Source organism: Mycobacterium sp. E787, from assembly GCF_001668725.1.
GTDB lineage: Bacteria > Actinomycetota > Actinomycetes > Mycobacteriales > Mycobacteriaceae > Mycobacterium.
The window spans coordinates 93,237-105,011 of sequence record NZ_LZKL01000016.1 but is presented as its reverse complement, the minus strand read 5'-3'; the positions used below and the strand labels follow the sequence as shown (position 1 = coordinate 105,011).

Here is an 11,775-nt window from a genome sequence, read left to right as displayed (position 1 = left end):
CCTCTCAGTGGGTGCAGACGGTCCTGGCCGGCGCCCCCACCGTTGCCGTCGCATCGCTCACGACGTTGCCGTCCATCAGGATCTTGCAGTTGATCGGCCCGGGCCCTTGCGCACTGAGCACGAACACCTCGCCCCCGAAGCCGGTGAACTGCGTCGACCACGGCAGCTTCGCGTTCACCGCGCGCTGCTGGCCGCCGTTGGTTTGATACGAGATGTACTCCGCGACGCCGGGTCCGCTCACCTCGTAGCGGACTTGGGGGTTCTCGTTCGCGCTCGCCACGCCGCCGCAGCTGTTGGCGAGCCCGATGCCGACGGCGAACAGGATCGCGGGCCCGCGCAGATGACTGGTCATGGTTTCACATCGTGTCACCACGAACATCGCCTGGTCTATAGGGTGAACGCGGGTGAACCGGGGGCTGAAGGTCAGGAAGGTGTGTATGTCGGAACACGGCTCAAAGCGCGTGGTGGTCTGGGGCACCGGCTTCGTCGGCAAGATGGTGATCGCCGAGATCGTCAAGCATCCGCTGTTCGAGTTGGTCGGTGTCGGCGTGAGCAACCCCGACAAGGTCGGCCGCGACGTCGCCGACATCTGCGGGCTGCCCGAACCGACCGGCATCATCGCCACCGACGACGTCGACGCGCTGATCGCCCTCAAGCCCGACGCGCTGGTGCACTACGGTCCGACGGCGATGCACGCCAAGGACAACATCGCGCTGATCACCCGCTTCCTGCGGGCCGGCATCGACGTGTGCTCGACGGCGATGACGCCGTGGGTGTGGCCGACGATGCACCTCAACCCGCCGAGCTGGATCGAGCCCATCACCGAGGCGTGCGAGCTGGGCGAGTCGTCGTGCTTCACCACCGGCATCGACCCCGGCTTCGCCAACGACCTGTTCCCCATGACGCTGATGGGCCTGTGCTCGGAGGTGCGCCGGGTCCGGGCCTCGGAGCTGTTGGACTACACGAACTACGAGGGCGACTACGAAGTCGAGATGGGCATCGGGCGCGAGCCCGAATACAGCCCGCTGCTCGAAGACTCCAACATGTTGATCTTCGCGTGGGGCGCCACAGTCCCGATGATCGCGCACGCCGCCGGCATCATGCTCGACGAGATCACCACCACGTGGGACAAGTGGGTGACCCCGACGGAGCGCACGACGGTCAAGGGCGTCATCAAGGCCGGGCACGTCGCCGCCGTGCGGTTCACCATCAACGGAATCTACAAGGGGGAGACGCGAATTCAGCTCGAGCACGTCAACCGTATCGGGCTCGACGCCGCCCCGGACTGGCCGTCGGGCCACGACAACGACGTCTACCGGGTGGACATCGAGGGCACCCCGAGCATCTTTCAGGAGACCGCGTTCCGGTTCACCGACGGCTCGGGCCGCGACGCGGCCACCGCCGGGTGCCTGGCGACGGGGATGCGGGCCCTCAACGCGGTGCCGGCCGTCAACGACCTGCGTCCGGGCTGGGTCACCCCGCTGGACCTGCCGCTGATCGCCGGGGTGGGCGCCATTCGCTGAGCGCGCCCGCGGCCCTGGAGTCGCACAGCTCACGCATAGCGGACGCTTTGAATGGCTATAGGAATCAGCGACACAATAACCAGTGCCGCTGAATATGGGGATGGATAGATGGCCGTCAGAGCAAGACCGGCGCTGGGTTTGTCGATAGGTTCCACCAACCTGGCGGCCGTGACCGCAGATCTCGCACTCGTCCGCAAGCCTGTCCTCACGCTGTATCGCCAGCGCGGGCCCGAGGTCGGCGTGCCCTCGGAGAACCCGCGGCTTGATGAGCCCGGCCTGGTCGTCACCGATTTCGTGGATAGGGTCGGCGACTCGGTGGGCATCGTGGCCGCCGACGGCTCGGTGCACCGCAGCGGCGCGCTGATCGCCGACGCCCTGCGCGCCCTGGCCTACGCCGCCACCGGCGGGCGCCCGTTGCCCGAGAGCGTCGCGGTGACCTACCCGGCGCACTGGTCAGCCAAGTCGGTGGACGCCCTGCGCGGTGCGCTGCGTGGGGTGGTCGAATGGTCCGATCTTGCCCGGCCGCCGGTGCTGATTTCCGACGCGGCGGCGACGCTGACGGCGGTGCGGACCAGTCCGGGCATTCCCGGGCGCGGAACGGTGGCCGTATGCGATTTCGGCGGCAGCGGCACCAGCATCACGTTGATGGACGCCGCCGGCGACCAGCCGATCGCGCCGACCGTGCGGCATCACGACTTCTGCGGCGACATGATCGACCAGGCGTTGTTGACCGCCGTCATGGCCAACATGCCGAGCACGGGCGCGTTCGACCCCTCGGGTACCTCGGCGATCGGCTCGCTGAGCCGGCTGCGAACCGGGTGCCGCGGCGCCAAGGAGCAGCTCTCGTCAAACACCGTGGCCACGCTGTCCGACGTCCGGCTCACCCGCGACGAGCTCGACGACGCGATCCGCGACTCGCTGAACAACTTCGTCGCGCTGCTGGATGAGTCCTTGCGGCGCAATGGCATTCGCGATCTCGTCGCGGTGGTCTCGGTGGGCGGTGGCGCGAACATCCCGGCGGTCACCACCCGGCTGTCCGGACACCTCCGCGTCCCGGTCGTCACGACGCCCCGACCGCAATTGGCGGCCGCCACGGGCGCCGCCTTGCGCGCGGAGCGCCGTCCCGACGACAACGGCCCGACCGCGCAGGCCCCGGCGGCAACGGCAACGGCAACGGCGACAGCGGCGGCCGCGGCTTGGGCGCCGGCGGCGGTGTCCGGCGGGATGCCCGCCCGGGCCTGGGCGCAGGACGGCGCCGGCTCGAGCGCCATGCCCACTGCCGCGCGCCCCTGGCCTAAAACCGCCGCCGGTGCCGCGGTGAAGGTCGAGGAGCCCGAACCCGCCGCGCCGGCACCCAAGAAGTCGGTGATTCCCTGGCGCCGGCTGCCGCTGATCCTGGTCCTCGGCGCCCTGGCGGTGATGGTGCTGGCCGGCGTCGCCCTGGCGATCGGGTTGGGCTCGAATAACCAGGTGATGACCAATCCGGGCGCAAGCACGACTCCCGCCTCGCCGGCGCCCCCGACGAGCACCACCAGTTCTCCGCCCCCGCCGCCGACCCAGCAGCCACCGCCGCCCTCAAGCCCGGACACCACCCCGGCACCGGCGCCGGATACGCCGACCGCCGCCGCTCCACCTGCGGTTCAAGACGTCCCGGCGGCGCCTGCGCCGCCGCCCCCGCGGGCCGCGATTCCGCGCATCCGAATCCCCGAGATCCCGCCGCTGCCTCCAATACCGGGGCTCAACGCGCCGATCCCCGGTTTCCCGGAAATCCCCACCCTGATCAGCCAGATCGCCCCGCGCGCCCACTGAATTGGATTTCAGCTCAGCCCTTTTCGCCCTTGTTCTCCGCGGCCGCGGCCTTCCTCAGCTCCTCGTTGAGAGCCTTGTCCTTCTCGATCTGCTCTTTGCGGGCCTCATCGTCCCTGCCTTCGTCGCCCTCGTCCGAGTCGCGCCCATCAGGAACGTTGTGTTGGGGGTTGCCGCCCTCGTCCAGCCAATCGTTGACCGCCGTGCCGGACACCATGCCGCCGGATCCGGGCAGCACCACGGTCGGCTCGTCCTTATAGGCCTTCATCATCTCGGCGGCCTGTTGCTTGTGCTCTTCCTGGACCTCGGGCTTTTCGGTTAACTTCTGGTCCTCTTCCTGGCCAGCCTCTTTGTCGTCCTGCACGCTCATGCACCTACCCCCTTTGGAGTCGCAGTTCCGACCATGCGGCGGGTACCCGCTGTTGCACTGTGTCGAAACTCTCGTCAGCCCGAGCGGCGGGTCTTGACCAGCACCACCGACGCGAGCGGAATCCGCATCGGCTCTGGCGCGCTTGACAAACGTCCGGCGACCGCGGACTCCAGCCGGTCGACGAACTGGGCCGCCCGCGGGTCGCCGGCGCCGCCGTCCAGCCCGCAAGCCAGGGCCGCGAACACCGCGGACCGCGCGAACGCCGCCCACCGCGCTCCGAAAGCGTTTGCGTCGTCGTCAATTTGGTAGCGGGCCCAGAACCGGTCCTCGGCGTTGAACATCTCGAGGTGCTCGATGGTCAAGCCCTCGAACCGCCCGCTCGGGGCGAACGGGGCCCGAAAGTCCTTCTCGCTGCGGCCAAACGTGGGGATGGCCATGCGCCGAAGCTCGTCCTCGCCGAGCAGGCCGTCGCGCGCCTGATCGGCCAGCGCCGCCACGATCGCGTCGAGCAGCGTCTTGAAGCCCGGCTTGCCGTCGTCGTCGACGCCCAGCGTGAGCACCACCAACCGCCCCTCGGGCGCCAACTCGCGCCCGCGGAACGCCACGAAGTCGTGCCAGTCCTTGGCCGCCTGCTGGGTGTAGGCGGCGCGGGCCGCCTCGTCGGTGCTGTAGGCGGCGTGCACGTGGTCGTGGAGCTCGTGGGGGATCCGGCTCACCCACTGCGTGGCCCACGACGTCCAGCCGAGGTTGACCGTCTTGGACGGCACGATCTGTCCGTAGAAGGACCGGCCGATCGCCGAGGCGAAACTCGTTGTGTCCGTGTGCAAGTAGCTGTCCGGGTCGTCGGCCAGGGTTTGGAAAAGCGCGGTGAAGTCGTTTCCGGGAACATCGGTGTGCGCCACCAGGATCGCGTGGTCGGAGCGGGTGCGCCGGCGCAGCACCGCGATGGCCGCCGACAGCGGCTTCAGCGAGTTGTGCCCGTCGGCGGCGCCGTAGTCGGCGATGACGATCGGCTGCGGGGCCGCCGGGAGCGGCACCTGCTCCGCGGCCCGCTCGAACAACGCGATGGCGTGCGCCAGGCCGGCGGCCTGCAGCCGCGACGACTGGGTGTAGGTGGCGCTGTCCGTCGGCTCGGGCCGGACCACGATGCTCGATTCGGGCAGACGGGGTTCCGGCCGCATGCACCAACGATAGTCAGTCGGTCTCCGGGTAGCGCACGCCGGTGAGCTGCTCGGACAGCTCCCACAGCCGCCGGCAGTCGTCCTGGTTGCGGGCATTCGCAGGGACCCTGGCCTGCCGGACCCCTCCGCCGGCCAGCTCCTGGAACCCGCGGGGGCCGTAGAACGCGCCGCCCTCGGCGTGCGGCGCGGCGGCCGCGTACAGCGCGGGCAGGATGCCCTCGTCGATCTCTTGCCACAAGAACGGGGTGAAACGCCACGACGCCCGGTACAACCGCTCCATCAGCGCGGGCTGTTCGCGGCCGTGCGAGGGCCCGGCGATCTGCAGGTTGGTCTTGGTCAGGCCGGGGTGCGCGGCGTTGGACACGATGCCCCAGCCGCCCGCGCGGCTGCGCCGGTCCAGCTCGAGGGCGAACATCAACACCGCCAGCTTGGACTGGCCGTAGGCCGACATCGCCGCGTAGGACTTCTCGAAGTTGGGGTCGTCGAAATGGATCTTGCCGCTCTGGCGCGCGGCCAGGCTGCTCAGCGAGACGACGCGCGCCTTGTCGGCGGCGCGCAGCAGCGGCAGCACGTGCCCGGTCAGCGCGAAGTGCCCGAGATGGTTGCTGCCGAACTGCAATTCGAAACCGTCGGCGGTGGTGTCGCGTTCCGGTGGCGTCATGACGCCGGCGTTGTTGATCAGGATGTCGATCGGGCGGCCCTCGGCGTTGAGTTGTTCGCCCAGGGCGGCGACCGAGGCCAGCGACGACAGGTCCAGCGCCTTGATGGTCAGCTTCGCGTCGGGGACCGTGGCGCGGATCTCCTCGATCGCCTTTTCCCCTTTGGCGCGGTTGCGGATCGCCATGACGACGTCGGCGCCGGCGGCCGACAGGCGCCGGGCCAGCCCGAAGCCCAGCCCGCTGTTGGCGCCGGTGATGATCGCCAGCTTCCCTGACAGGTCGGGCACCGTGGCGACGAGATCGTTGGCCATGCGTTCAACTCCTTTCCTGAGCGCCCCGTCATAGTGTGCTCTTTGTCTCGGCTCGTCGACAGTGTCGTCCCCGACGCGGAGGTGACACACTGCCTGGATGAACAGCAGGCGGCTCGCCAAGGTTTCGCTGGCCGCCGCCGTCGTGCTGATGATCGTGTCGGTGGGCGGCTTCATCGTCGCCCTGGTACTCAACGCGTTCTTCCTGGACAAGTACAACGCCTACGGCGAGGTGCCAATCCCGGGAACCGGCAGGGTCTACCTGCCGGCCGGCGAGGTCACCGTCAGCCTGCACACCGTCATCATCGGCAGTCCCAACGGCGGGCTGCCGGTGCCGCCGCTGGGCGTCACGATCGCGCCGCCCGAGGGGGTGGCGCAGCCCGCGCTGAACGAAAGCATCGGCAGCACAACGACGGTCAACAACGAGGCGCACGTGCGGGTGTGGGTGGCTCAGATTCCGGTCAGCGGCAACTACGACATCACCACCGACGGCCAGGTCAACGGATACATCAATCCGCGACTGGCCTTCGGCCGCAGGAGTTCCTACGGCTTTCTGGTGTGGTTGTTCGTCGGGCTGTTCGTGGTGGGGCTGGCCGGATCGATCATGTCCGGAATGTGGCTGGGTCGCACGCGGCGGCGGGCCGTGGTGGCGGCCAGCCCGTACCACCCGCCCGCCGTGGCGCCTGTGGAGCCCAGTGACGAGGGGGTGCGCCTCGAACGGCTCAAAACCCTTGCCGCGCTGCGGGATTCCGGCGCGCTGACCGCCGAGGAGTTCGAGGCCGAGAAGCGCCGGATCCTCGAGGGGCATTAGGGCCTTTGTCGTCCGCGAGCGTAACCTGGCCGCGAATGTCGCGGCCGAATTTCACAGGGTGGTTACGCTCGCGGCACCCAGAAGGCCGTGCCACGAAACCCTAGGATGTCGGTTCCCGCCGCGCTACGATCTGCACGGGCAGCATGGTTGGGAGTTCGCTCATGTCGCACGTGACAACAACGCCGCACGCGGTGGAGGCTGCGGCCGGGGATTTGGCCTCGGTCGGTTCGTCGATCAACACGGCCAACGCGAACGCGGCGGCCGGCACCGCTGAAGTGGACGCCCCGGGCGGCGACGCGGTGTCGGCGTACGTATCGGCGCTGTTCGCCGCGCACGCCGAGTCCTATCAGGCCGCCGGCATTCAGGCGAACTACTTTCACGACATGTTTGTACAGGTCCTGCGGGCGAGCGCGGGAACCTACGGCAATGCCGAGACCGCGAACGCGTCGCACCTGGGCAGCGGCGCGGGTACCGCCCAGCATGCGGGCATGGCCGCGCCGGTGCCCAGCGGCGGCGTCAGCATGTCCAGCGGCAACCTGGCGGGCGGCGGGCTCGGCCCATCCGGCGCGGACGCCCACCCGGCCGCGCCCGGTGGTCCGCAAGGCGTCACGGCCGGCGGCGGCGCCAGCGGTGATGGCGGCGCAGCCGTGGGCGCGACCAATGGCGGGGGCGTCGCCGGTCCGGGCCTTGCCGCGGCCGCCGCCGTCCCAGCCGCTTGGGCACCGGTGGCGCCGGCGGCGCCGACTGGGCCAGTGATGCCGCACTTTGCCACGCCGCCGGCCGCGCCCCCCGTCGTCGCGGGTGGCTACCCGGCAGCGGCGGGGCTGGGCGTGCCTGCCGCGATCGGCCTTGGCGGCGATCCGGCCGCGATCGGCGGCTTCGCTGAACCGGTGGTACCCGCGGCCGCCGCCGTGGCCGCCTCCCCGGCGGCCCCGCCGCCGATACCGACGGCCCCCAAGGGCCAGCCGCTGCATCAGGGCAACCCGGCGCAATCCGGCGATGCGTCCCACCCGGCCGATATTCCCCACGACAAGGCGGCGGTGCCCCTTCCCCTGCTCAGGCTTCGCATACCGAGGGGGTTACGCCGCGGCATGCGGTCCGGGCTTCGAGACAAAGAGGAATGGCGCGAGGAACTCCGCGAGGCTGCCAAGAGCAAGCCGTGGGGACGCGAGGAACTGCTGGGCGCTCTGGGCCTTCGACCGCCCGGAAACGCATAGCCGTTCGCCGGCAACACCTTTCAGTGCCCCCGGGCGACCCACTCCTCGTAGTGGACGATCTCGTCGCCGACGGTGGTGCTGTCGCCGTGACCGGTATGCACGACGGTGTCGCCGGGCAACGTGCCCAGCCGCTCGGAGATGGACTGCAAAATCGTCGGGAAGTCCGAGTAGGAGCGTCCCGTCGCGCCGGGACCGCCGGCGAACAGGGTGTCGCCGCTGAACACGACGCCCAGGTCATGCACGTACCAGCACACCGATCCGGGGGAGTGGCCCGGGGTGTGCAGCGCCGTCAGCTCGGTTCCGCCGACACTCAACCTCTCACCATCGGACACGCTGCGAAAATCTTTGTCCGGGTGGGTCATTCGCCACAGCACCTCGTCGGCGGGATGTAGCAGCACCGGCGCGTCGAGTGTCCTACCCAGTTCGGGGGCCACCGTGACGTGGTCGTTGTGCCCGTGCGTGCACACCACCGCCACCACGTGGCGGCCGCCGACGGCCTCGACGATCGGCGCCGCGTCATGAGCGGCGTCGAAGACCACGACGTTCGAATTGTCACCGATGAGCCAGATGTTGTTGTCGACTTCCCAACTGCCGCCGTCCAGTTCGAACGTGCCGTGCGTGACCACCCGATCGATCGTGACCATTACAGGATCACCACCGAACGCAGCACCTTGCCGCCGTGCATCCGGTGGAACGCCTCCTCGACGTCGCCGAGGCCGATGCGCTCGGAGACGAACTTGTCCAGCGGGAGCCGGCCCTGCAGGTACAGGTCGACCAGGGTGGGAAAGTCGCGTTCGGGCAGGCAGTCGCCGTACCACGACGACTTCAGCGACCCGCCGTGGCTGAAGAAGTCCAGCAGCGGCATGTCCAGTTGCATGTCGGGCGTCGGAACCCCAACCAGCACAACGGTTCCGGCGAGGTCACGGGCGTAGAACGCCTGCTTCCACGTTTCCGGCCGGCCCACCGCGTCGATCGCCACGTTGACCCCGAAGCCGTCGGTGAGGTCCTGGATGGTCTTGACGACGTCGAACTCGCGGGCGTTGATGGTGTGGGTGGCGCCGAACTTGCGGGCCAGGTCCAGCTTGGTGTTGTCGGTGTCGACGGCGATGATCTGCCGGGCCCCGACCAGCGCGGCCCCCGCGATCGCGGCGTCGCCCACGCCGCCGCAGCCGATCACGGCGACGGTGTCGTCGCGGGTGATGCCGCCGGTGTTGATCGCCGCGCCCAGCCCGGCCATCACGCCGCAGCCCAGCAGCCCGGCGACCGCCGGGTCGGCCTGTCGGTCGACCTTGGTGCACTGGCCCGCGGCCACCAGCGTCTTGTCGCAGAACGCGCCGATGCCCAGCGCCGGCGTCAGCTCGGTGCCGTCGGTCAGCGTCATCTTCTGTTCGGCGTTGAGGCTGCTGAAGCAGTACTGCGGCCGGCCGCGCCTGCAGGCCCGGCACTGCCCGCACACCGCGCGCCAGTTCAGGATCACGAAGTCGCCCGGCTCCACCGCCGTCACGCCCGGCCCGACCGCCTCGACGGTGCCGGCGGCCTCGTGGCCGAGGAGGAACGGGTACTCGTCGTTGATGCCGCCCTCGCGGTAGGTCAGGTCGGTGTGGCACACCCCGCAGGCGATGATGTCGACCACCGCTTCGCCGGGCCCGGGGTCCGGGACGACGATGTCGACCAGCTCGACCGGTTCGCCCTTCTTGCGTGAAATCACTCCGCGCACTGTCTGACTCATGGCCTCCAACCTACTGGCGGCCTGGCGCTCTGGTCGCATCGAGTCTGCGCTGAGATCGCCCAACTCGGCGAAATGGACGCGCTGAGCGCAGTCTCGGTGTGAAGGAAGGCGGTGTAGCGTCTGCAGAGCGTGACGGCACCTGAGACCACCTCGGAAACCACCGAAGATTTCGCGGGGCGAATGGTTGCGGCCATCGACGGCGCGAGCCTGACGCTCCTGCTGAGCATCGGGCATCAGACCGGCCTGCTGGACACGATGGCCGGCCTGCCGCCCGCCACCAGCGCGCAGATCGCCGGGGCCGCCGGCCTCAACGAACGCTACGTCCGGGAGTGGCTGGGCGGCATGACGACCGGGCACGTCATCGACTACGACGCCGACGCCGGCACCTACTCGTTGCCCGCGCACCGGGCCGGCGTGCTGACCCGCGCGGCCGGGCCGGACAACCTGGCGCTCGTCGCGCTGTTCATTCCGCACCTCGCCGAGGTCGAGCAGAAGATCGTCGGCTGCTTCCGCGAGGGTGGCGGGCTGCCGTACAGCGAATTCCCGCGCTTCCACGCGCTGATGGCCGAGCAGAGCGCCGCGGTGTACGACATCTCGCTCGTCAACGTCGTGCTGCCGTTGGTCGACGGCCTGCCGCAACGGCTGCGGGCGGGGGCCGACGTGGCCGACTTCGGGTGCGGCAGCGGCCACGCGATCAACGTGATGGCCCGGGCGTTTCCGGCGAGCCGGTTCACCGGCATCGACTTCTCCGAGGAGGCCGTCGCGGCCGGCGTCGCCGAGGCGGCCGCCCTCGGCCTGACGAACGCCACCTTCGAGAGCCACAACCTGACGCAGCTCGACAAGCGCGAGGCCTACGACGTCATCACCGTGTTCGACGCCATCCACGATCAGGCACACCCGGCGCGGGTGCTGGAGAACATCTACCGCGCGCTGCGGCCGGGCGGTGTCTTCCTGATGGCCGACATCAAGGCGTCGAGCCGGCTCGAGGAGAACGTCGGCATCCCGATGAGTACCTACCTGTACACCGTCTCGCTGATGCACTGCATGACGGTGTCGCTGGCGCTGGACGGCGCCGGGCTGGGCACTGCCTGGGGGACGCAGCTGGCCACCTCGATGCTCGCCGACGCCGGGTTCGACGACGTCCGGGTGACCGAGGTCGAGGGCGACCCGATCAACAACTACTACATCGCCAGGAAGTGACCGCCCTCGACGCGCTCGACTTCATTGCCGACTGGCCGGTGGCCAATGCGGCCGCCGCGATCGTCGGGCCCGACGGGCTCCTGGCCGGCCACGGCGACACCGGGCGGGTCTTCGAGCTGGCGTCGGTCACCAAGCCGCTGGTGGCCCGGGCCGCGCACGTCGCGATCGAGGAGGGCGTCGTCGAGCTGGACACCCCGGCCGGCCCGCCCGGCGCCACGATCCGCCACCTGCTGGCGCACGCGTCGGGTCTGGCGATGCACAACGATCGAGTGCTGGCCAGGCCCGGCACCCGGCGGATTTACTCGAACTACGGTTTCGAGGTGCTGGCCCGGACCCTGCAGGCCGAGTCGGGCATCGAATTCGGCCGCTACCTGACCGAGGCCGTGTGCGAGCCGCTGGGCATGGCGCGCACCCGGCTGGTCGGCGGCGCCGAGGCCGCCGGGTTCGGGGCGACGTCGACGGTCGCCGACCTGGCGTTATTCGCCGCTGACCTGCTGCGCCCGTCGACGGTGTCGGCGCAGCTGCACACCGAGGCCACGACCGTGCAATTCCCCGGCCTGGACGGGGTGCTGCCGGGTTACGGGGTGCAGCGACCCAACGACTGGGGCCTGGGCTTCGAGATCCGGGACGCCAAGTCGCCGCACTGGACGGGGGCGCGCAACTCGGCGCGGACGTACGGCCACTTCGGCCAGGCGGGCGGCTTCATCTGGGTGGATCCCGAGGCGGACCTGGCGCTGGTGGTCCTCACCGACCGCGATTTCGGGGAGTGGGCTTTGGCGCCGTGGCCTGCGCTTTCGGACCGGGTCTTGGCCCAGTGATATTCAGCCACTCCGCACACTAGCGCAACAGGGGTATCAGAGGGCACAATAGACACGCAGGACACAAAAAATACGGGCGGATATCCGCCATGCATCCCGCTTCGAGCGGTCCACCAGGTCGTTGGGGAAGACGTCCCTCGTGGAACCGAAGGA

At 69.7% G+C, this 11,775-nt stretch carries 12 protein-coding genes; 6 read left to right on the top strand and 6 right to left on the bottom strand.

Annotated features, from left to right (window positions below):
- Nucleotides 1-4 precede the first annotated feature (4 nt).
- Nucleotides 5-352, bottom strand: a complete 348-nt coding sequence (locus A5705_RS02630) for an MmpS family transport accessory protein (protein WP_067874180.1) — start codon at nt 350-352, stop codon at nt 5-7.
- Between the two features lie 85 nt (nt 353-437).
- On the opposite strand from A5705_RS02630, the gene A5705_RS02625 reads away from it, so the two are divergent.
- On the top strand, nt 438-1,523 hold the full coding sequence (locus tag A5705_RS02625; RefSeq protein WP_067874484.1) for a dihydrodipicolinate reductase: 1,086 nt from the start codon (nt 438-440) through the stop codon (nt 1,521-1,523).
- A gap of 108 nt (nt 1,524-1,631) precedes the next feature.
- Nucleotides 1,632-3,332 carry an Hsp70 family protein gene (locus tag A5705_RS02620; RefSeq protein WP_067874183.1) on the top strand — a complete coding sequence of 567 codons (1,701 nt, stop codon included), beginning with the start codon at nt 1,632-1,634 and terminating at the stop codon, nt 3,330-3,332.
- 13 nt (nt 3,333-3,345) lie between these two features.
- Here the strand turns inward: A5705_RS02620 and A5705_RS02615 are convergent, their stop codons facing one another.
- From A5705_RS02615 to A5705_RS02605, 3 genes are all read right to left on the bottom strand, one after another.
- Nucleotides 3,346-3,699 carry a hypothetical protein gene (locus A5705_RS02615; RefSeq protein ID WP_067874185.1) on the bottom strand — a complete coding sequence of 118 codons (354 nt, stop codon included), beginning with the start codon at nt 3,697-3,699 and terminating at the stop codon, nt 3,346-3,348.
- 74 nt (nt 3,700-3,773) lie between these two features.
- Nucleotides 3,774-4,880, bottom strand: coding sequence for an SAM-dependent methyltransferase (locus tag A5705_RS02610; protein ID WP_068275126.1), 1,107 nt, complete (start codon nt 4,878-4,880; stop codon nt 3,774-3,776).
- Between the two features lie 13 nt (nt 4,881-4,893).
- A complete protein-coding gene (locus A5705_RS02605; RefSeq protein ID WP_068275123.1) occupies nt 4,894-5,850 on the bottom strand; it encodes an SDR family oxidoreductase in 957 nt (318 codons plus the stop codon).
- A gap of 97 nt (nt 5,851-5,947) precedes the next feature.
- On the opposite strand from A5705_RS02605, the gene A5705_RS02600 reads away from it, so the two are divergent.
- Nucleotides 5,948-6,658, top strand: coding sequence for an SHOCT domain-containing protein (locus A5705_RS02600; RefSeq protein ID WP_068275120.1), 711 nt, complete (start codon nt 5,948-5,950; stop codon nt 6,656-6,658).
- Nucleotides 6,659-6,819: 161 nt separating this feature from the next.
- Nucleotides 6,820-7,875 (top strand): PE family protein, encoded by a 1,056-nt coding sequence (locus tag A5705_RS02595; protein ID WP_197521229.1) that lies wholly within the window; start codon nt 6,820-6,822, stop codon nt 7,873-7,875.
- A gap of 20 nt (nt 7,876-7,895) precedes the next feature.
- Here the strand turns inward: A5705_RS02595 and A5705_RS02590 are convergent, their stop codons facing one another.
- Together A5705_RS02590 and A5705_RS02585 are read right to left on the bottom strand one after the other, a co-directional pair.
- Nucleotides 7,896-8,519: an MBL fold metallo-hydrolase gene (locus tag A5705_RS02590; RefSeq protein ID WP_068275114.1), complete on the bottom strand. Its 624-nt coding sequence runs from the start codon at nt 8,517-8,519 to the stop codon at nt 7,896-7,898.
- On the bottom strand, nt 8,519-9,604 hold the full coding sequence (locus tag A5705_RS02585) for an S-(hydroxymethyl)mycothiol dehydrogenase (protein WP_068275111.1): 1,086 nt from the start codon (nt 9,602-9,604) through the stop codon (nt 8,519-8,521). The genes A5705_RS02590 and A5705_RS02585 overlap by 1 nt, the downstream gene beginning before the upstream one ends.
- Nucleotides 9,605-9,784: 180 nt before the next feature.
- Between A5705_RS02585 and A5705_RS02580 the strand changes: the two genes are divergently transcribed.
- A complete protein-coding gene (locus A5705_RS02580) occupies nt 9,785-10,804 on the top strand; it encodes a methyltransferase domain-containing protein (protein WP_067874202.1) in 1,020 nt (339 codons plus the stop codon).
- Nucleotides 10,801-11,622 (top strand): serine hydrolase, encoded by an 822-nt coding sequence (locus tag A5705_RS02575; RefSeq protein WP_067874204.1) that lies wholly within the window; start codon nt 10,801-10,803, stop codon nt 11,620-11,622. The genes A5705_RS02580 and A5705_RS02575 overlap by 4 nt, the downstream gene beginning before the upstream one ends.
- Nucleotides 11,623-11,775 lie beyond the last annotated feature (153 nt).

What these genes read in the sequence shown, in the direction of transcription:
- A5705_RS02580 (WP_067874202.1), top strand. Translation starts at nt 9,785, where the DNA reads ATGGTTGCGGCCATCGACGGCGCGAGCCTGACGCTCCTGCTGAGCATC.
- A5705_RS02610 (WP_068275126.1), bottom strand. Translation starts at nt 4,880, where the DNA reads ATGCGGCCGGAACCCCGTCTGCCCGAATCGAGCATCGTGGTCCGGCCC.
- A5705_RS02630 (WP_067874180.1), bottom strand. Translation starts at nt 352, where the DNA reads ATGACCAGTCATCTGCGCGGGCCCGCGATCCTGTTCGCCGTCGGCATC.
- A5705_RS02615 (WP_067874185.1), bottom strand. Translation starts at nt 3,699, where the DNA reads ATGAGCGTGCAGGACGACAAAGAGGCTGGCCAGGAAGAGGACCAGAAG.
- A5705_RS02620 (WP_067874183.1), top strand. Translation starts at nt 1,632, where the DNA reads ATGGCCGTCAGAGCAAGACCGGCGCTGGGTTTGTCGATAGGTTCCACC.
- A5705_RS02590 (WP_068275114.1), bottom strand. Translation starts at nt 8,519, where the DNA reads ATGGTCACGATCGATCGGGTGGTCACGCACGGCACGTTCGAACTGGAC.
- A5705_RS02605 (WP_068275123.1), bottom strand. Translation starts at nt 5,850, where the DNA reads ATGGCCAACGATCTCGTCGCCACGGTGCCCGACCTGTCAGGGAAGCTG.
- A5705_RS02595 (WP_197521229.1), top strand. Translation starts at nt 6,820, where the DNA reads ATGTCGCACGTGACAACAACGCCGCACGCGGTGGAGGCTGCGGCCGGG.
- A5705_RS02600 (WP_068275120.1), top strand. Translation starts at nt 5,948, where the DNA reads ATGAACAGCAGGCGGCTCGCCAAGGTTTCGCTGGCCGCCGCCGTCGTG.
- A5705_RS02625 (WP_067874484.1), top strand. Translation starts at nt 438, where the DNA reads ATGTCGGAACACGGCTCAAAGCGCGTGGTGGTCTGGGGCACCGGCTTC.
- A5705_RS02585 (WP_068275111.1), bottom strand. Translation starts at nt 9,604, where the DNA reads ATGAGTCAGACAGTGCGCGGAGTGATTTCACGCAAGAAGGGCGAACCG.